The sequence below is a fragment of the Pseudoalteromonas sp. C8 genome (genome assembly GCF_011378685.1).
Classification (GTDB): Bacteria; Pseudomonadota; Gammaproteobacteria; order Enterobacterales; family Alteromonadaceae; genus Pseudoalteromonas; species Pseudoalteromonas arctica.
The window spans coordinates 166424-186890 of record NZ_WTKT01000007.1; the positions used below are offsets into that span (position 1 = coordinate 166424).

The 20467-nt window shown below is 37.6% G+C and carries 20 protein-coding genes and 1 tRNA gene; 8 read left to right on the forward strand and 13 right to left on the reverse strand.

Annotation, left to right across the window (positions count from 1 at the left end; all coding sequences use genetic code 11):
• The 8 genes from tolA to GQR39_RS09005 form a co-directional block, all read right to left on the reverse strand.
• Positions 1-927 (reverse strand): cell envelope integrity protein TolA, encoded by a 927-nt coding sequence (tolA, locus tag GQR39_RS08970; RefSeq protein WP_007580388.1) that lies wholly within the window; start codon positions 925-927, stop codon positions 1-3.
• Positions 928-931: 4 nt separating this feature from the next.
• Positions 932-1360, reverse strand: a complete 429-nt coding sequence (gene tolR / locus GQR39_RS08975; RefSeq protein WP_007580386.1) for a protein TolR — start codon at positions 1358-1360, stop codon at positions 932-934.
• Positions 1347-2051 carry a protein TolQ gene (gene tolQ / locus GQR39_RS08980; protein ID WP_007580384.1) on the reverse strand — a complete coding sequence of 235 codons (705 nt, stop codon included), beginning with the start codon at positions 2049-2051 and terminating at the stop codon, positions 1347-1349. Before tolQ ends, tolR begins: the two co-directional genes overlap by 14 nt.
• A 1142-nt stretch (positions 2052-3193) precedes the next feature.
• Positions 3194-4201: a Holliday junction branch migration DNA helicase RuvB gene (gene ruvB / locus GQR39_RS08985; RefSeq protein WP_007580382.1), complete on the reverse strand. Its 1008-nt coding sequence runs from the start codon at positions 4199-4201 to the stop codon at positions 3194-3196.
• Between the two features lie 7 nt (positions 4202-4208).
• Positions 4209-4826: a Holliday junction branch migration protein RuvA gene (gene ruvA, locus GQR39_RS08990; protein ID WP_024590483.1), complete on the reverse strand. Its 618-nt coding sequence runs from the start codon at positions 4824-4826 to the stop codon at positions 4209-4211.
• 2 nt (positions 4827-4828) lie between these two features.
• On the reverse strand, positions 4829-5353 hold the full coding sequence (ruvC, locus tag GQR39_RS08995; protein ID WP_002960649.1) for a crossover junction endodeoxyribonuclease RuvC: 525 nt from the start codon (positions 5351-5353) through the stop codon (positions 4829-4831).
• A 130-nt stretch (positions 5354-5483) separates the two neighbouring features.
• Positions 5484-7985 (reverse strand): FtsX-like permease family protein, encoded by a 2502-nt coding sequence (locus tag GQR39_RS09000; RefSeq protein ID WP_024590484.1) that lies wholly within the window; start codon positions 7983-7985, stop codon positions 5484-5486.
• Positions 7975-8688 (reverse strand): ABC transporter ATP-binding protein, encoded by a 714-nt coding sequence (locus GQR39_RS09005; protein WP_165735434.1) that lies wholly within the window; start codon positions 8686-8688, stop codon positions 7975-7977. Before GQR39_RS09005 ends, GQR39_RS09000 begins: the two co-directional genes overlap by 11 nt.
• Between GQR39_RS09005 and GQR39_RS09010 the strand changes: the two genes are divergently transcribed.
• The 4 genes from GQR39_RS09010 (at position 8689) to GQR39_RS09025 (ending at position 14126) form a co-directional block, all read left to right on the forward strand.
• Entirely contained in the window at positions 8689-9312 is a 624-nt protein-coding gene (locus tag GQR39_RS09010) for an arylesterase (RefSeq protein WP_165735410.1), read from the forward strand.
• Positions 9313-9422: 110 nt separating this feature from the next.
• A tRNA-Pro gene (locus GQR39_RS09015) sits at positions 9423-9499 on the forward strand.
• Between the two features lie 1579 nt (positions 9500-11078).
• Positions 11079-13343: an EAL domain-containing protein gene (locus GQR39_RS09020; RefSeq protein ID WP_165735411.1), complete on the forward strand. Its 2265-nt coding sequence runs from the start codon at positions 11079-11081 to the stop codon at positions 13341-13343.
• A gap of 333 nt (positions 13344-13676) precedes the next feature.
• The gene (locus GQR39_RS09025; RefSeq protein WP_165735412.1) at positions 13677-14126 is read left to right on the forward strand and encodes a hypothetical protein; all 450 of its coding nucleotides are present in this window, start codon (positions 13677-13679) and stop codon (positions 14124-14126) included.
• 211 nt (positions 14127-14337) lie between these two features.
• Here the strand turns inward: GQR39_RS09025 and GQR39_RS09030 are convergent, their stop codons facing one another.
• The 4 genes from GQR39_RS09030 to GQR39_RS09045 all read right to left on the reverse strand — a co-directional run bounded on the left by GQR39_RS09030 (position 14338) and on the right by GQR39_RS09045 (position 16977).
• Positions 14338-15735, reverse strand: a complete 1398-nt coding sequence (locus GQR39_RS09030) for a hypothetical protein (RefSeq protein ID WP_165735413.1) — start codon at positions 15733-15735, stop codon at positions 14338-14340.
• 62 nt (positions 15736-15797) lie between these two features.
• On the reverse strand, positions 15798-16034 hold the full coding sequence (locus GQR39_RS09035; protein ID WP_138585717.1) for a helix-turn-helix domain-containing protein: 237 nt from the start codon (positions 16032-16034) through the stop codon (positions 15798-15800).
• 294 nt (positions 16035-16328) lie between these two features.
• Positions 16329-16697 carry a hypothetical protein gene (locus GQR39_RS09040; RefSeq protein ID WP_165722304.1) on the reverse strand — a complete coding sequence of 123 codons (369 nt, stop codon included), beginning with the start codon at positions 16695-16697 and terminating at the stop codon, positions 16329-16331.
• Positions 16698-16785: 88 nt separating this feature from the next.
• Positions 16786-16977 carry a hypothetical protein gene (locus GQR39_RS09045; protein WP_008137063.1) on the reverse strand — a complete coding sequence of 64 codons (192 nt, stop codon included), beginning with the start codon at positions 16975-16977 and terminating at the stop codon, positions 16786-16788.
• Between the two features lie 92 nt (positions 16978-17069).
• Here GQR39_RS09045 and GQR39_RS09050 point away from each other — a divergent pair, with 92 nt between their 5' ends.
• Both GQR39_RS09050 and GQR39_RS09055 read left to right on the forward strand, forming a co-directional pair.
• Entirely contained in the window at positions 17070-17345 is a 276-nt protein-coding gene (locus tag GQR39_RS09050; RefSeq protein WP_165722306.1) for a helix-turn-helix transcriptional regulator, read from the forward strand.
• A gap of 57 nt (positions 17346-17402) precedes the next feature.
• A complete protein-coding gene (locus tag GQR39_RS09055; RefSeq protein WP_165722308.1) occupies positions 17403-17555 on the forward strand; it encodes a hypothetical protein in 153 nt (50 codons plus the stop codon).
• On the opposite strand, the gene GQR39_RS09060 is transcribed toward GQR39_RS09055, so the two are convergent.
• Complete coding sequence (locus tag GQR39_RS09060; protein ID WP_165735414.1) at positions 17548-18162, reverse strand: Fic family protein; 615 nt, start codon at positions 18160-18162, stop codon at positions 17548-17550. The two genes, GQR39_RS09055 and GQR39_RS09060, sit on opposite strands and share 8 nt — an antisense overlap.
• Positions 18163-18719: 557 nt before the next feature.
• Here GQR39_RS09060 and GQR39_RS09065 point away from each other — a divergent pair.
• Together GQR39_RS09065 and GQR39_RS09070 are read left to right on the forward strand one after the other, a co-directional pair.
• Positions 18720-18941: a hypothetical protein gene (locus GQR39_RS09065; protein WP_008136222.1), complete on the forward strand. Its 222-nt coding sequence runs from the start codon at positions 18720-18722 to the stop codon at positions 18939-18941.
• Complete coding sequence (locus GQR39_RS09070) at positions 18934-19815, forward strand: site-specific integrase (protein ID WP_165735415.1); 882 nt, start codon at positions 18934-18936, stop codon at positions 19813-19815. The genes GQR39_RS09065 and GQR39_RS09070 overlap by 8 nt, the downstream gene beginning before the upstream one ends.
• The last annotated feature ends 652 nt before the right edge of the window (positions 19816-20467 follow it).

The window sequence follows — 20467 nt, forward strand, 5'->3', positions numbered from 1 at the left end:
TTAAAATTCTGGCTTGATTGTTAAATTAATATTCTTAAGTTGTTCGAATACGTCTTTATCTTTAGATACCGGTAATGTGTCGGCCATGCGCACTGCTCTTAATGCAGCTTCACATACCAACTTATCGCCACCTAATGATTTAACTTGCGTTACTAAACCATTAAAACCTAAACGAATATTTACTCGGCACTGTTGGTTTTTCATTTTTTCATCAATCAATAAGTTTTGCTGAATACGCGCCATAATTAATGCACGGTACTTATCAACTTCGCTTACCACTTGTTGTTGACGTATTTTACTACGGGCAGCCTGCTCTTTGGCAAGTTGCTCTTGTAACATTTGCTCTTGCATTGCTTGCTGGCGTTTACGTTCTGCCTCGGCTGCACGCTCTTTTGCTTCTTCTTCACGTTTTTTACGTTCAGCTTCTGCTTTTTTAAGTGCGTCTTCTTCGGTTTTACGCTTATCAGCAGCAGCTTTTGCTGCACTTTCAGCTTCTTGCTTTTGCTTTTCAGCTTGCTTAGCTTTAGCGCGCTCTTTTTGCTCAATAGCACGTGCTTTTTTAGCTTGTGCTTGCGCCTCGGCTGTTTCTTTTTCTTTAGCTTTACGTTCTTGCTCTAGCTTTTTAATATGCCTAGATTCAGATTCGCGTTGCTTACGTGCATTGGCTGCTCTGCGTTCTAAATCGCGGATACGTTTGTCTTCAGCACTTTTTTTATCTTTTTCTTTCTTTTGAAGTTCAGCAATTTTTTGCTCAACTTGTTTTTGATCAACTGTAACGGCTGATACTGCTTTATCTGGCGTAGGTATAGCCGAATTAAGCGTTACTTCCATTACTTTAGGTGCTGGCGGATGAATGTTTGCAGACGCATACAAAAAACCACCAATGCCTAAATGAAGTACTATCGATTTTACTACTGAACTATTCATACAGCTACTTCCCCTCAAAGGATTCAGTCATTAATCCTACTGATGGTACGCCTGCATTTTTCAAAAAATCCATTAGTAATAATACTTCTTGATACGACACTTTACCCGAGCCTTTAATCATAACTGGCACGTCAGGGTTTTTCATTAACTGTAATTTTATAACCGCAGCAACATCAAGTGCTTCCATAGGCTCTTCAGGATCAGTACCTACGCTTACATAATATTTACCCTCTGCATCAATTGAAGCAATAATGGGCGGAGTATCTTTAGTATCAACTAAATCAGACTCTTCCATTTTAGGTAAATCAACTTTTACACCGTGTGTAATAAGCGGTGCTGTTGCCATAAATATAATAAGTAATACCAACATTACATCAATGTAAGGTACTACATTAATTTCTGCGACCGGACGGCGCTTTTTACGCTGATACATTCGCTTGTGCCTCTATTTGTGTAGCTGCTTGACGGTGTAAAATATTAGCAAACTCTTCCATAAAGTTAATATAGTGAGACTCAAGCTTTTCAACACTGTTTGAAAAGCGGTTATAAGCAATAACGGCCGGAATTGCCGCGAATAAACCCATAGCAGTCGCAATAAGTGCCTCTGCTATACCGGGTGCTACCATTTGTAATGTAGCTTGCTTAACTTCACCTAGTGCAATAAAGGCATTCATAATACCCCACACTGTACCAAACAAACCGATGTACGGACTAATAGAACCTACCGTTGCTAAAAACGATAAGCTAGATTCAATTTTTTCAATTTCACGAGAAAGCGCAACACGCATAGAACGATGCGTCCCTTCCATAACAATACTCGCACTTTGAAATGTATTCTTTTTATGACGAGCAAACTCTTTAAAGCCTGAAGTAAATAAGGCTTCAATACCTTGAGACTGACCGCTGCGTGACGATATTTCGTTATACAATTTACTTAGATCAATACCAGACCAAAATTTTTGCTCAAATTTCTTAGCATTTGATAGTGCATCTGATATTGCTTTTTTACGCTGAAATATAATTGTCCACGACATTACAGACATGGCAACTAGCCCTAACATCACTAACTGAACAAGCAAGCTTGCTTCTAAAATTAGGTCTAAAAAATTAAGCCCTGATCCCACGTTAAACTCCTAAGTAATTTCAAAATACGGCAAATTGGTTAATTTGTGTAAATATGACCGTTTATACGGTCAAAAGTTGCATCTAGTGTATCTAGTCCATTTCAAGCTGACAACGGTATTGCTATGAATAGGCAACAAAAAACGTTAAAAAACAGCTTTAGTTGGCATTTCCCTTTGCCTCAGTATTTTATTTAATCTTTTAAATAAACTCGCTAACTATAAATATGCGTAAATATATAAGTAAAACGTCATAAAATGCGCCGTTTATTCAAAATAAGAGCATAAACACTCAAAACCTATAAGCCTTACCTTCACGTAACAGTAAAACTAATACCGAGCCACATCAAAAGAAATTACTTAAGCTAGAAATTTCATTAACTTATAAATTTAACGATTAATTAACGCGCAAGATTCAAACAACAATAAAATTCACCGAATTAGTTTTTCTAATCTGAAAATACAAATTTTCTAGTTTGAACAAAAAGATGATCTTACGTATTATTCTCCCATACCGAACTAGCGCACCGAATGAGATAGTTTCATTAAGCCAAGTTCTTAGTAATAGGATATTTTATCGTATTACATTGTTTTACTTTTTCTGGATAAAACCAAATTCAGTAAAACGTAGTTCCCTGGATTACTTCCTTCAACTTGTTGTTTGCCCGCATTTTTTGCGGGCTTTTTTTTGCCTACAATTTAGTGCGCTACATATTTTATACCAACCTGCATAAATCTTTGATCAATTTAACGAATTAAATTGCACTATAACGTCGTTAAAAATTTTTTATTTAGAACAACTAGATACAAAAACTTTTGCCTAGTTCTAGCGTAATTTTCTTAACGTTAAGTAGACCCCATATATAAGCAGATTGGTATTATTTATAAACTAATAATTGCCCTACCTATTTTACAATAAGTAATTCGGTTACTAGTTTGAATGGTACGCAGGATAGCTTCGCAAGTCTTAACGCCCTGTGAATTAACAGTTAACTATAAAGCGTATAAGTATTTTGAAATAACATTTGCAACAGTGTGCTGAGGTTTTGGGTAAAATACCAGCCGTATAAATATTTGAAAGAAAGGGGTACTAAGTCAATTACCTGCTGCGCAATAAACCACAGCAAGTAATGTATATGATGAGGCTAGTCTTTTTTAGGAAGTAAACCAAAGTGATGATATGCACTGTCAGACACGATTCGACCACGCGGAGTACGCTGAATAAATCCTTGCTGAATTAAAAACGGCTCTATTACATCTTCTATTGTTTCACGCTCTTCACCAATAGCTGCAGCTACATTGTCGAGCCCTACTGGGCCGCCCATAAATTTTTCAATTATGGCGAGTAAATATTTGCGATCCATATAATCAAAACCACTTTTATCTACGTCAATCATATCAAGCGCTTGCTTAGCTACTTCGGCATTTACTGTACCGTCAGATTTTACCTGTGTGTAATCGCGTACACGCCGTAATAAACGGTTTGCAATACGTGGTGTACCACGTGAACGTTGTGCAATTTCGGTTGCGCCATCATCACACATTTCTAAACCAAGATAATGTGCAGAGCGCCCTACTATGTGCGACAAATCTTCTACAGAGTAAAACTCTAATCGCTGCACAATACCAAAACGGTCACGTAGTGGCGATGTAAGTGAGCCTGCTCGCGTAGTGGCACCAATAAGCGTAAATGCAGGTAAGTCTAATTTAATAGAACGCGCAGCTGGGCCTTCACCAATCATTATATCAAGCTGGTAGTCTTCCATTGCTGGATACAGTATTTCTTCAACTTGCGGGCTTAGCCTGTGTATTTCATCAATAAACAGTACATCGCCTTCTTCTAAATTAGTAAGTAACGCAGCTAAATCGCCTGCTTTTTCAAGTACAGGGCCGGATGTTGTTTTAATACTTACGTGTAATTCGTTGGCTACAATATTTGCAAGCGTGGTTTTACCAAGCCCTGGTGGGCCAAATATTAATAAATGATCGAGCGCTTCACCACGGGTTCGGGCAGCTTCAATAAAAATTTCCATTTGCTGCTTAACATGAGGCTGGCCTCTGTAGTCGGCTAAAAGTTTTGGTCTTATTGCACGATCTATAGAGTCTTCATTTGTTTTTTCAGTCGCATCAATTAAGCGATCCGCTTCAATCATGGGTTACTCACAACATTGATTTTAAAGATTCTCTAATAAGAACCTCAGTAGACATATCGGGCTTGCTTATCGATTTTACTGCTTTTTGCGCTTGTGGCAATTTATAACCTAACGCAACCAATGCCGATACGGCATCATCGGCTGCATTATTAGCAATTGTCGCATCGCTCATCGGCTCTATTACCGCGCTGTCACTAAATGGCGTAAATAAATCATTACCCCAATCTTTTAATCTGTCTTTCATTTCGAGTACTAAACGCTCGGCTGTTTTTTTACCTACACCCGGTAATTTAACAAGCGACGTTGAGTCTTCGTTATTTACACAGCTTACAAATTGCTTTGCCGACATGCCCGATAAAATAGCTAAGCCAAGTTTTGGACCAACGCCATTTGCTTTTAATAGCTCTCTAAACAAGGCGCGTTCAACTTTATTATTAAAACCAAATAATAATTGAGCATCTTCACGCACTACAAAGTGGGTGTAAACAATCGCGTTTTCACCAATTTTTGGTAAATCGTAAAAACAGGTCATTGGCATTTGTACTTCGTAACCGACACCACTTACTTCGAGTAATATTTCTGGTGGCTGTTTTTCGACTAAAATACCATTTAAGCGGCCTATCATAGTTATTTCCTTAAACGTCCTCTAACGGTTTTGCTTGCGCTACCCGCTAGTTTAATTAAATTTTGTTCTGAGTGAGCGTGGCAAATCGCAATAGCAAGTGCATCAGCTGCATCGGCCTGTGGCGTACCGGGTAGTTTTAAAATATTTTTTACCATGTGCTGCACTTGTGTTTTATCAGCGCCACCGTTACCTACTACTGCTTGCTTAATTTGCCTAGCTGAATATTCAAATACGGGTAAGTCGGCCATTGCAGCGCCAACAATCGCCGCGCCTCTAGCTTGGCCAAGCTTTAAAGCTGAATCGGGGTTATGCGCCATAAATACTTTTTCAATGGCAAAGGTTTCTGGCGAAAACTGCTCAATAAGCTGTGTAATGCCTTGATAGATCATTTTAAGCCTAACCGGAAAAGGATGATCGGCTAACTTAATACAACCACTGCCTAAGTATGTAAATTTAGAACCTTGGTGGGCAACAACGCCATATCCGGTCAAACGTGAACCAGGATCGATCCCTAAAATGATGGCCAAACAGCGCTCCATTGTTATTATTTTTAAATTACGCTAATAATGCCAGAGCACTGTATAAATTACCAGTACAAAGAAAAACAAAAATGCCCACGTATTAGGTGGGCATTTGCAGGAGCGTGTTAGTTTAAACTTACCCTAGGGCACGCACTAATCCTTGGGTGTTTTGTTTAAGTGTTCGGGCAATCATTAAATAGCCTAAACCAGCCACAAATACACCGCCAGCTACCGGACCAATAATCCATATATGCGGATGTAACTTACCTGCTAAATCAAACATTTGCTGCTGCACAATTAAAAGCGCTATATCACTAAAAAATGCAGCCACTAAGCCAGCTAAACCGCCGAGTAATAAAAACTCGTACAAGGTCGCGTTTTTAATCAATCGGCTTTTAGCGCCAAGTGTTCGCAGTATTACAATTTCTTGCATACGCTCACCTAAACTAGCTTGCACTTGCGATATAAGTACAAGCGCGCCACACAGCACAACAATGGCAAGTACAAAGCCAATGGCGAGTGATACTTGCGAAATAGTTGTTTGTATTTGCTTAACAAAGTTGTCAATATCAATCGCTGTAATAGTAGGGTAAGTACGCAATAACTGGCTAAAGTCACGCTTTTGATCTGGGTTTATACGTACCGACGAAATATACGTCGCCGGAAAATCTGCAAGTACATCTGGGCTTAAAATAATAAAAAAGTTAGGTTTAAGCGTGGCCCAATTAACTTTGCGCACACTGGTAATTTTAGCGTCGAACGATTGCGAACCAATTAAAAATGTAAGCGTATCGCCTATCTCAACATCTAAACGCTCAAGCATCGACTCCTCTACTGAGGCTTCAGCCATCGCATTTTCACCAAACCACGTGCCTTGTGTTACTTCATTTTGGTCAGGCACATCTTTAAGCCATGTAAGGTTTAGCTCGCGGCCAATACCTGCACGTGCTTCTTCGTCTTTTTTCTCGTTGTCTTGCAGCGATACAGAACGTGCTACCAACTCGCCGTTTACCGCATTTACGCGTCCACGAATAGTGGGATAAAACTCTGATACCTGAATATCTTTTTGAGCTAAATACTCATTAATTGGCTCAAGCTCATTTTGCGTAATATTAACTAAAAACGCATTAGGCGCATCGGCAGGAAGTTGCGATTGCCAATCAGATATCATGTCGTTTTTAAGTACCACTAAAAACAGCAGTAATTTAATCGCTAATGAAAAACTAATTAACTGTACCGCGTTCACATTTGCACGCTTTTGAATAGATGCAATTGCAAGCGACCAACTGTTACCTGGCTTAAGCCCTAATTTTCGACCGCCACCAAATATTAATTTAGATATCAAAAACAACACACCAATTAGCGCAAGTGTTGATATAAACAAAATAAGCGTTATTTTTATGTTGTTACTGAATAACCACATTAATAAAAACACGGTTAGCGCACTCATTCCTAAATGCACACGACTAACTGCCAATTTGTCACCTAAGTTACGGCGCAGCACTCTAAGCGGTGGAATATCAAATAAATCAAATAACGGTTTAATAGAAAACATAACGGCACAAATTACGCCAGTGCTTATAGCCACCAGCCAAGGTTTAAAGCCACCTAAAGGTAGCTCTGTGCCCATACTTTTTGATAAGTAACTTGTTGCTATTTCTTGCAAGCCATAACCAATTAACAGCCCAATACTTACCGCCATTGCACATACAAGCAATAAATGGAGCATGTATATTTTGCGGATCATTGAGCGGCTACCGCCTAGCGTTTTCATCATCGCTACTGGATCGTATTGGCGTTCACAATAACGTTTTGCTGAAACGGCTATAGCCACTGCGGCTAAAATAATACCTAATAGGCCGGCAAGTAATAAAAAGCTCTCTGCACGGTTTAAACTATTTGAAATAGGTGATTGACGGTCTTTAACGCCGTACCATTGTTGGTTTTCTTTCATTTGTGGTTTAAGCCACTCGTAAAAGCTATTTATATCGGCCTCACTACCTGCATAAAGTTGGCGATAATAAACACGACTACCTGGCTGCACAACTTCGGTTTTTGCCACATCGTCAATATTAATAAGCACACGACGGCTGCTCGAAAATACATTAAATGGCGCGTCAGGCTCTTCTACAATAACTTTTGAAACATTAAATAATGCAGCGCCAAGCTCTACTTGCGCGCCTATATCAATATTTAAACTGTAAAATACTGATTCACTTAGCCACACATTACCAGGCGTTGGTCCGCTATTAGCAACCTTAGTTTCACCTGTTAAGGTATCTTTAACTTTTAACTGCCCTTTTAACGGGTACGCATTAGATGCCGCTTTTACTGAGCTAAACTGCATTTCATCATCGGCAAACAACATAGTGTCGAAGTACACCATTTGCGCCGTTTTTAAATTTTGGCTCTGTGCTTTAGTAATAAAAGCAGTGTCGAGAACATGATCGCTTGCAAGTACACGGTCTGCTGCAATAAAAGCACTGCTTTTTTGCGCAATACTTTGCCCTATTCGCTCAGTAACCATAGACAGTGTAAGCACGGTTAAAACAGCAAGGGCGATAGCTGCGCTTATAACTGTTAGCTCACCACGGCGAAATTCTCGCGAAAATAACTTAAGCGCTAACTTAACCCACATTAGCAACGTCCTCTACTTGGCTTTTTACCAGTAAGCCCGCTTCTATTTGAATAATGTGCTCACATTTTTGTGCAAGCCCTTCATCGTGAGTCACCAAAATAAGCGTAGTGCCGTGTTGCGTGTTTAAATAAAATAATAACGACTCAATCATTTTACCGTTTTTGCTGTCTAAATTAGCCGAAGGCTCATCAGCAAACAATATTTTAGGCGTACCAATAAATGCTCGCGCAATAGCAACACGTTGCTGTTCACCGCCAGAGAGTTGCGACGGGTAATGATCAATTCGATGGCTCAAGCCTACTTTTTCAAGCAAAGCAATTGCTTGCTCTTTTGCATCACTTTCGCCAGCAAGTTCTGCTGGTAGCATAACGTTTTCTAGTGCAGTTAAGCTTTGTACTAACATGAACGATTGAAACACAAATCCAATTTTAGCCGCGCGCAGTGCAGCACGCTCTTCTTCATCTAAATTGTGTAATGGCTCGCCATCTAAAAATATTTCGCCGCTGCTTGCGGTATCCAGCCCTGCTAATAAACTGAGTAACGTTGATTTACCAGAGCCCGACGTACCAACAATAGCAACAGACTCGCCATGCTTGACATTAAAGCTGATGTCGCTGAGGATGGGCAGCTCACCTTCAAAGGTAGAGACTACTTTAGACAAACCATTAACCTGAATTATATTTAATTGAGAAAGCGCTGACATATGACTCATTCAATCCTTCGTTTAGTATTCATTTTATTTTTAGTTATCAAACCGCTGAGTGCAGTAGCCGACAACACGATTTTAATACTCGGTGACAGTTTAAGCGCAGCCTACGGACTTCGACAAGAAGAAGGCTGGGTAAAATTGTTACAAGATAAATACGATGACGAACAAGCCGACATTGAACTTATCAACGCCAGTATTAGTGGCGAAACATCTGGTGGAGCCCTACGCCGTTTAGATGCATTGCTTGAGCAATACGAACCCACTCATGTACTTATTGAGCTAGGTGCTAATGACGGTTTACGTGGTTTTCCAGTCAAAAAAATGCAAACTAACTTAACGTCTCTTATTCAAAAAAGCCAAGCAGCTAATGCGATGACCGCCTTAATGGAGATTTACATTCCCCCTAATTACGGTCCGCGTTACAGCAAAATGTTTACAGACACTTTTTCGCGCGTTAGCGAAGAAACAAATGCGCATTTAATGAACTTTTTTATGCTCGATGTTGCTGGTCAACCTGAGCTAATGCAAAACGATAGTTTACACCCTAACAAAAAAGCTCAGCCATTAATACGAGATGAGATGTATGACTCGATCAAAAAGTGGTTAAATAAAGACTAGCCAATTAATACACCGCAAGAGTGCCTTTTTAGGTCTCTTGCGTAATAAACACCCAAACAAACAATCGCTTATTGATTTTTAAAAAAATACACGTACTATTGCATACAAATCGGTATGTGGCGCAGCTTGGTAGCGCACTGTCATGGGGTGGCAGGGGTCGAGAGTTCGAATCTCTCCATACCGACCAATTAAATTCTATTTGTTTCAACTTGTTATAAATTAAACTCTCTTCTTTATCGCACTATTAACTTAGTATTTTTAAATATATGTCGCACATTTATCGCACGATACTTCCCTTAAATTATTTTATACTTTTAAGGTATAAAAGGGGGGGATATATAGGAAGACAGCTAATGGCACTCTACTGAACAAGTTTTTATTCTTCTTTTGAATTGTATTTTAAAGCTCAAAGTACAATAGAAAACAATTATGCAAACCAACGAAAAACAAAACCGCTTCACACTTACTCTTTGACGAAATTATTTGTGCAATTGTATTTGGCTCAATTCCCTGCCTTTTAGTCTTACTCTTTTCAGGCGTAGAAGGCCCGGTTAGCTTTTTCTAAGGGATTACGCCACCAGACCATCTTATATACTATTTTAATTTACTAACTCTTTTGCATAATGTTGTTTAGGCTATTTCTAAATACAGTTTGCCTTTATCCGATTCTAGTAGAACATTTAAATACAGATTACATACACCTTCATACCAAATTGGTTTTAACCTAGTAGGTCTGTATCGAGCTATAGCAGGTTCATTCCCTTTCATTGCAATACCTCTATTAATTTATGATTCGAAAGGAGATAGCATCCTTAAAGCTATATTTATGCTTTTACTTTCAATTGCTAGTTTACTAGCCGCCTACTGGCTAACATATTGGCAGCAAAAGACCGTACCAAGAATTAAAGAGTTTTGATTTATACTTCAGCCAACGAAAAGTTTGAAACTTAAGGCAACAACTAACTTGAAAAACGCCGGACACCTATGAATTGGAAATTAAAAGAAAATAGGCAGCTTTGAGCGAATAGCGGTCATTGTGATTGGCTAAATATAATAGTTAATTAGTCAAATTGCTGTTTGCTCACATATACAAGTAAACGTGGTACGAGTAGACATTTACGCGGCTCGCGTACCGTCAAATTGTTACCCCCCTCATTGCCTCCACAAACCGATATAATGAGGTAAATATATCAATTAGAAGAAAAACGATTTTAATTGGCGAGTTTAGTGTACTCCAGTTTTTTATTGATCTTTAAGCTTAGCACGCTACAAAGCAGTGCGGGGATGAGTGATAACCAGCCTGGTATTGAGGCGCTAGTTACATTAAGTTGTTCGAGGCGGAGGGTGGACTATATTTATTTAGTCAAGACGATTGAGGCATCTACTTAATAATTGGCTATAAAAAACATCTTATTCTTTTTTATTGACTACAATTGTAGTGGCCAATAAAATTTGGTCACAGTTTTAGAATTAATATTAAAAGTAATAATTATGAAAATATCGCTAAAATTTATTCGGTTATAAAAGAATTGGTGCTTATTCAAACAAATATTTCAGCTCTATAATAACTTTCCATTTGTCCAAATCACAGAATTTAATCCTTTGGTATTGCATTGTTGTTAATAATGCAACTAAAGATTGATAATGATGTACCTCTACTATATATTCCCTCGAAAATACGAATAAAATGTATTTACAGTTTATTTCTATTGTTTCTGTAAATAATCATAAATAAATAAAATATAAAGTGCTCTTGAGGGCCAACAATGAAACTAGTGAAAAAAATGCCCTTAATTTATTTTATTTTTGTAGGGATAACCTCTGGTTTATTTTCCCTTGCTACTTGGCATCAATGGACTAGTTTGAATAGTAGTTACGAACTTCAGCAGACTTATGCAGTAAACAGATTTGCAAGTAGTGTTGACTCACTACTTGGGACGCAATCGATGTTCTTAATGTTTATTGAAGAACATATATTGGCCGAAAATGGTGCGGATAATAGAGACAAAACTAAATCAGAACTTTCACGTCTTGTTAATTCAAATATAGATATTGCAATGATTAGCCTTTATCTCCCTAATGGCCAATTGGATTTAAGTAGCTCACGGTTAAATGTAGAACCAATATTAAATCTGCTTGAAAATGAGGAGACTCGTGATAGTTTTAAGCAAACGCTTAATAGTAACGATATGGTGCTCGGCCGAACATATCGCGTTGGCGATAGAGGTCAACTTGTTTTTCCTCTGCGTAAAACAATACGAACTGCGACTGGCGAACCTAGTTTAGTAATCTCAATGGCACTCAGGGTCAATGACGCAAGATTATTCAATGATCACCAACATTATGCTGATATCAATGTATTAGTATTACTACGTGACGACGGATATCGTCAATTTATTTCTTCTAAGGAAGATCACCCCAATGCTTACAATATCAAACCCGTTCTTAAAACTAATCAATTAAGAACTGCAGCAGTTGACTATATTAAAAGTAGATACCCTTTTCCAAAAACAAAATACAAGCCTTATCAATTTTATACTGGGCGCTCTCAAGTGGTTACTGCAAGACTAGATTCATATGGGCTATGGGTTAATTCAAGAATATTTAAAAGTGATATTAGAGCTGAATTCATTCCTGCTTACTTAGTTCAACTTTTCGTTTTTATTTCATCACATATCCTTTTACATTTTATAGTTCGCCATATTATTAGAAAAGAAATGAAAAGGCAGGGTGATTTATTCTATCAAGCTCACCATGATGAATTAACGAAACTTCCTAATAAACAATACTTCCAGAGTAATTTGTCAAAGTGGTTAAAGTCTACACGAAGACCTTTTTCAATGATTCTTATTAATATTGATCGCTTTAGATTAATTAACGATAACTATGGACATCAATCAGGTGATCATGTTTTACAATACGTTGCTTTTCGCCTAAAAACCTTACTACAAAATGGTGATTTATTAATACGCTACACTGGTGATGAATTTATTCTAATAACATCTAAGACTAATACATCTGAGCTGTACCGCAGAGCGTCAGGAATTATTACTGCGCTCGGTTTACCCTATAAATTAGGAGAAAGTGAGTTACCTCTGAGCAGTAGTATAGGCATTGCTAAATACCCTGAGCATGGTGATACATTAACTCTTTTACTGCGTTCAGCAAATATCGCGATGGTTAATTCAAAAAAAGAACGCAACATAGCAAATATGTTTTCATTTAGTATGGAAAAAAGCTATATGCACCGACTGCTCATAGAAGAAAGGTTACGTATAGCTGCCCAGGAAGGGAGCTTTTATATGGTTTATCAGCCTCAAATCGATACTCAAAACCACCTGTATGGTGTAGAGGCATTGGTAAGGTGGGAAGATGAAAAATTAGGGTTTATATCTCCAGATAAGTTTATACCTATTGCAGAGTTTTGTGGTCTAATGCCAAAAATCGGGCAACATATTATCAATACGACACTAAGTGAAATTAGTTCATTACAAAGAGAGTTGGAATTGCCATTTCAAATAGCAATTAATATTTCAGCTCAACAATTCTGCCATGTAGGTTTTTTTGAAATGCTTTTAGAAGCTGTTAAACATAATAAAGTTGCCCCGACACTCTTAACTATCGAAATAACTGAAAGCCTTTTTATTAATGACATAGAAAAAGTATTACCCATACTAAATCAACTTCGTGAAGCAGGTCTCAGTATTTCACTTGATGATTTTGGTACTGGGTACTCATCTTTGAGTATGCTTCGCACCTTACCTATAGACGAATTGAAAATAGATAAAAGCTTTGTAGATGACATTCTTAACGATGTGCGATCCTTAAAGATGGTACAAAATATTATTTCTATAGGTAAAAATCTTAACTTATCGATACTCGCAGAGGGCATAGAGATACCGGAGCAAGAACAAAGCTTAATTGATTGCGGTTGCGATTTATTTCAGGGCTATCATTATTCAAAACCATTACTTAAAACTGATCTATATCAATATGTATTAGACAAAAGTTTCAATTTAAATAGCCAGTAACTAAAGCTATGTAACTGTTAATTAATAGGCCACCTTGATATATAGCAATACATCAAGGTGGCCTTGGAGCTTGGGTGAAATTATCGATTTCTTAGCGAAGAATATGATGAACTTTCACCTTGTGCTTCAAATGAAGTAAGTTGTAGTGATACAGTCATATAACAGCTGAAGAATTTAATAAATTTAAAAAACAAGCGTTACCTAGTGAAAAATAAAACATAACAAAAATTCAACAAGGACAAAAACAGTTGGCTTTTTTTTCACTACGTTCACCTTTTTTAACTAACCATTTTTCACCTGTTAATTGGGGCGTTATAAGCCAAGGGGGCTTTTGTGATTAAATATATTAAAGAATCTATAATTTGTTTTTTGCTTGGAGGAATTCCGTGCTTGTGGGCTTTTAATGAGAAGGGATTGGAAGGGGTAACTGCATTGTTAGAATCTATAGATACAAGTGACCCAGTAGTAGGATACTTTTTAATATTAGCTTTAATTCAATTTGTATTCTCAATTGTTTCTCGATGGTTTCCTAAGTTTTACGATGGAGTTAAAGCTACACTCAATTTTATTTACCCTATTATAAACGGCGTAGGTTCTAGCCTATTGTGCTTATATAGAGTTCTTGCTGGAGCATGTATAGGCTGCGTAATTATAATAGTTAAACATTACTCTCAATTAGATAACCTAAGTCATTCATTAATATTTTCACTCGCTGCATTTGTGTTTGTACTTATGAGTTATTTTCTCGATAAATCATACAACTATGCTGTCAGTAATCAGTAATCTGATCTGGCCCCGATAAAGTAGACACGGGGTTTTAATTCATCGCTTCGCAACTATAGCCAACCATCATTTTCCGCTTGGCAAGGCGCTACGAACGTCCAGAAATGGCTGTGAGTTCAAGCGGTCGGGGCAATTAGTCCAGAAAGTTCTAAGCTGTATTGCCACTGTTGCATATTTTGCTGTTTAATTTCAATCTAAGTGCCCTGTCACATTATGTTATCCAATATCTTTTAACTGTTCTTAAACTAAGATTGGTAAAAAGTGCAACAGCCTGTTGAGTTGGTCTGTTGCCCGTTTCTTTGGTTATTTTTTTAACTGCTTTTTTTACAAGCTGCTGCGAATTACTTCGCTTTTTAATCGCAGTGTCTGTAGCTGCTTTTTTCTGCCTCTCTTTAATTTCATCACTTGATAACTTCACTTTTGACTTAATATTTAAATATTCAGGGCAATAGCCGAACAAGTCTTTCAGGTAATCAGCTAGAGTCTCTTTTCTGTATTTGTAGTGTGTTGTTTTTGCTGTTCTAGTTAAACTAACAAGCTCTTCTAATGATAAACCAATTAGCTCATCATTTATTTTTGTTAGCTTTTCAAATGCGGTGTTTTTATTCAGATGTTGAAACGCAACAAACAGGATAAACGCTGTTTTATCTCGCTTACCCTTCGGCACCCCACCCTGCTTATAAAAATGGTTTTGAATACTGTTAATACATTTTAGCCACCATTCTTTAATGCTATGACCGTAGCGTTGGTGACCTGATTGCTTTGGTTGCTTTGGTCGCTTTGGTTGCTTTGGTTGCTTTGCTATCTTATTTCTGGGGCTTGAAGCTAAACTAGTTTTGAATTCTAGCTGCGATTTCTCTATATTCTTACGTAAATGACATAGATCTAAACACATCAACAGTTCATCAAATGTATATTTAGTACCAGAGCCAAAATACCTGGCATGCAATCCTGTTCTACTGTGAACAGACCCTGGGACACGCAAAAAACCGCTAATTCTTTTTGTAGCCATAAGATCTACATGCCAAAAACTATCTGACTTTCCAAAACTCTCAATTAGACTTTTAGTAATTTGTTGCCATATCAACTTGTTAATTACGACTGCATCTACAGGATTGTAAATCCAATAAAGATGTATTCCACCTGAGCCAGAAAGGACATAGCCTGTTGGTGGTGGTAGCTTGCTCAGTTTTAACCTATTGAATACTTCAGGAACAATTTTAGCCTCTGTCCTTCTAACATCAAATGGATCACATTTATCATTAAGATCAATTTCAATCCAATTCGCTGATAGTAGAGCTAGGTTGCTCTCCCTAGGCCAACTAAAAAATTCGTTTGGAGTGTAATAGCAGTCTACTGATTCACTTGTACTATACAATACTCCTCGAACAAACTTACTAGTGTCCCGTCTAAAAATTCGAAAATCGGTTAAGCTTTTTGATTTACTGTTCCCAAGTAAATGAATAAATTTTTTAGACTTATGGCATTTGCTTAGTAACCCTCGAACATATTTAGGTGTCGTTAATTCAATTAGTGAATAAAACTGACTCGGATAGGCAATAGGATATTCTGGCCACTCAAATTGTGGCCTTATTTTAAAGGCAAGCATATAATATGAAGATGCAAAGTGCGTTTGGGGTGTCGCCGGTCAAGCAGCCCCTTTCGCCTTCCTTACACCTTCACTCCTTCAAAACGAGCTAGCCATTGCTCAACTGTTTCGCGTTTAAATAGGCGAACTCGACCCAATTTAATAGAAGGTGGTGCTAAACGTTGAACTTGATAAAGGTTGGCATCTTTTCCAGACTCAATAGCCTTGCGCTGGGCGCTCAGACGATTATTAATTGTGCCTGTAGATAGGTGTAAAAGCTCTGACAGCTCTTTTACTGATAAGATCTCTGATGACTGCATATTCGCTCTCCAATACGTAAATTAGAGCAAAGAGATGCCACGTAGCCCTGTGAGCCGTGGACTTGCTAGTGCATATAATTAATATATGCGTACCCTAGTAACCTCTTTTCTACGTATTGAAAGCAGCCCCGAACATTGGGCGCCTGTTTTTTATTAACTTTACTATGTTCTGTGGTAAATCTTTTTATCTCTTTGCATTATAAGTAAGCACAATAAGTATGCTTAAGATGAATTTAAATGAGATATAGTGATAAATCAAGTGAACTTGAGGAATAAAATTGCTTTAAGGCTCAGCTAATGAATTACCGAGCGCTGGATTTTCAAACTATCACTGCAATCATCACAAAGCATAAGCATCCACTTAAACACTGATTGAACATGTGCCTCAGGGTAGTAATTATCAAACTTCTTCACTTTTTCTGAACGATTATAAAACGATGAAAAAGACTCTAGTTGTATATCCCAAACCTCTGATTGCTCGTTACTATAATCGTAAAACATGAAGTCTAAGGTAAGTAGCTCACTAAGTACTTGTGCTTCATTAAGCTTACTTAAGTTATCCCTGATTGATAATAACTTATCCCGACTATTATCTTGGCCTTGCAGCCTGATAAACAAAAAATCAATCGCTGGTAAAAATGCATAAACGTTAAAATTAATCATGAAAAACTACGCAGCTTTTCAACTGCGTAGCCTGTATTTTGTGTAAAAACCCACCTAACAATTGCACCTAGCAGAGCAACTGTCAAAACTATTTGTAGAACTCACCACGGCTATGCGCGTCTCGCGCTTCTTGCTCTGTGTAGCTATCACCACAATGATCTACATTTCCAGTTCCATCATTGTATTCATCAATGAACTTATCTTGCTCAGACTTATCATCAACATCCAGCAAAATATCAACCGTAACGGCTCCTAAAAACTTAACTGCTTTCCACAACATTTGCTTCACTCGCTTCTATCTAAGTATTCCTTAGTATCGTGAACACATTAAAGCTAAGAAACTCTTAGTTTTCAAGTTAAGAATTAAATATAATGAAAACGAATGATGGTTCACCGTTTCCAAAACGGCTAAAAGAGGCAAGACTAGCAAAAGGACTTTCGCAAAAAAAACTAGGAATACTGGCAGGTATGGATCAGTTCGCGGCGTCGCCTAGAATGAATCAATACGAAAAAGGCGTACACTCACCCGACTTTCAAACAGTGCGCGCGTTAGCTAAAGTATTAGAAGTACCAACAGCTTTTTTTTACTGCGAAGAAGATAATTTAGCCGCTATAATTCTTAATCATAAAACTTATAACGTTAATTGATAACATAAGGCTCTAGGTGTAGAATTAAATGTAGACGATTTGTTCGAGGTGGTAATAATGAGTAAAGATAAGAAAAAAATCACAAAAAGTATGATTTTGAGATCTGTTGCTAGTTCAACTGCCATTGAAACTGGCGCAACAGTAAAAACAATAGAAAAAAGGTTAAAAGCAAATAAACTTAAATATGAGTCTCTTTCACTTGCTATTTAATTATACCTCTCACGAGCTTTTCAATGTGTTGGTAATCTCTGTTTACACCCGCTTGAATTGACTTAATGTAAAAATCTTTATACTCATCCCACAAGCTATAATCAAGCGTTCCTTTTCCAGCTTTGCTACACAAAAAATCCATTAACAGACGGCTTACCCTGCCGTTACCCTCACGAAATGGATGAATTAGAATAAACTCAACATGGCTCTGAGCTAAAAATGATACAAGCTCTTCATCGGTCATTTCTGGTAAGTTATTAAATCGAGATAAATACTCATCTTCAAATACACTAATATGCCTTTCAATTTGCAGAGGTGACATAAACTGAAATCCACCTTTGCCCATATCAACGCTTCTTATTTTACCTGCCCACTCGTATACATTACCTAGCCATTGTCTATGCCAATTAGTAACATTTTGAAAAGAAAAAACGTCATCTTCTGGCTCTGGCGTTGTAAATATTTTTTCATATAGTTTAACTAAAAGAATAGCCTCAACATCATCCATCTCTGCTGCATCAACAATCGCTAACTTGTTCGCTAAAACTAGTTTTTCAGACCCTAGTTGATATTGCGCTTCAATAGAATCAGTCTCGTATTTAGTCATTTAATTACGCCTGAAAATGATTAGTGTAAAAGTGCTTAACAACCAATGCAAGTAACCTTGGTGTAATAACTTTGCCAATTTATGTGATTGTTTAATAATTTAAAACCAATTTTAATAGAGGCATCATGAGCAATAGCCTCTCTTTAAACATTGGGGCTTCGCCCCTGTCCCCCGCTATGTCGAAGCCGAAAATCGGCTTACACATAGCGGGGGACAACACATTCATACTCTTATACGCAGGTTTTATTTGCAGATTGAAAAATATTTCTAAAGTGGTAATCTTATTGCTACTGAAGCTCTAACGAGCCAGAAAAAAACAGGCGCTATTCTGCTGCCTTCAACACGTAGTAACGAGGTAAATACTATCTTTTCAAAGGTAGTAACCAACCAAAAACGGCGCACTCCAGCTGCTGACAACACGTAGAAATGAGGTTAATAATCAGGCGAGATCAGTCCGAGCCTTTCGCATATGCGAAAAACAGGGGCGAATAGGCTTAAGTGCCGCTGAGCTTTATTGCCAGTCAATCTTACAACCTTAATACGACTGGAGTCATACCATGAAATTCGATGCCCTAATCGAAGTCCAAAAACTAAAATTTGAAAGTAAGTTAATCGCAGGAAGCCGTAAAAAAACATCTAAGCTTGATAAACATAAATTCGAGCTAATAGAAATTTACAAGCAAGGGTCAAACATTGTCGAGCTTCAGCGCTGGCTAAAGCGTAAAGGTATCAATGCTCATTGGTCAACAATTCAAAGATGGATTAAAAAACATGGCTAAATTTGCTAAACCAAAAACTCAAGCACACAATGTCATAAAAGGGCTTACAAAAAGTAAGCTTATAAAGTCTCTTGGAACTGCCAGAAACTACGAGCAATCACTTAACACCGTTGCCTCTTGGGCTAAAGATATTGGCATAAACGGTATTCAGGCAATGACCATCGATCAAGCACTCAATTATTTAGATTACCGTAAAGAAATAGTGGGTCAAAAGTCACTGGATATGGAGCGCCAAGCTATACAAGCAATGATGAGGCTAAACGGCAAACTTAAAGATAAGCAAACTCTCCCTGTTATTAAATCAATTAATCAGCAAATTCTTAAATCACGTTCCTACACCACAGAGCAAGCACAAATAATAAGTAAGCACCAAACGTCTAAATATTCATTATCAACACAAATAGCACTCTCTGCGGGGCTTCGTGCACATGAATTGTTGACCATAGCCAAAGTTGAAGAACGCAAAGCAGATAAACGACCAGCTTTTGATTCAAAATGGTCTGGTAGAAACGGTGTGCTATATACCGTGACAGGCAAAGGAGGCTTAACACGCGAAGTACTAATACCTCACGATTTATCAGCTAAATTAGAACTTCGTAAATTTAAACAACCTGCCACTGTTGTTGATAGAAAAATAAACTACTTGCAGCGCTACGATATTGGAGGTGGAAAAAAGTGGTCGGATTCATTTAATAAAGCATCAAACCGTACGCTTTCATTTTCCAACGGTGCTCACGGCCTTAGGCATAGCTACGCACAAGAAAGGCTATTAGAGCTGATACTTAATCAATATCCATATCAAATAGCATTAGAGACAGTTTCACAAGAGATGGGACATTTTAGGCCGGAAATCACTGAGGTGTATTTACGTTAAGTTAAAGCTACCGTGAAGATAGCTTTAATTTCAAGTCTTATCTATTTCTTTGAAGATTTACTAGGTTTTAATCCTGGGGTGTTCCCTGGAGTATTTTTGTTATCACGTCTACGTTTATCAGGTTTGCCAGTTGAATCAGCAATTGGTTTTGGTCCCGGTTTAAGAGCCACAATCGTTATCCTTTCAATTAAGAGGAAGTCCCTCAATTATGAGTATAGCTTTAAACAAAAATTTAGAGGTTGTTATTGATAAATAATTACTTATCCGCTAAATAAAAAAGGTACAATTTTGAATGATACCTGAAATTCTCAATTGTACGCCTGAAATGCACCCGACTCTTTTCAACTGGCGCACACGCTCAGGCACAGCTATGCTCAAGAACGAATAGTTTACCTGATGCGTTAGGTTTTAAATATAAAACGGCCTTAAAGACTATTTTACAGGAGGTTGGGCATTTTAGAGCCTAGATTACAGGAGTGTATTTAAGATGAAGTTACTTTTGGGTACGTGGCTTTTTTTTATTAACTGTATTAGTTCAGATAAGAACTGACATATCAACTTGGAAAGGTGAGAGTGAACTTAATTTCTAGTTAGAGCCAAATCTTGGTCCTATCAATACAATTACTCTCACTTTTTCCAAGTTGATCAGGAT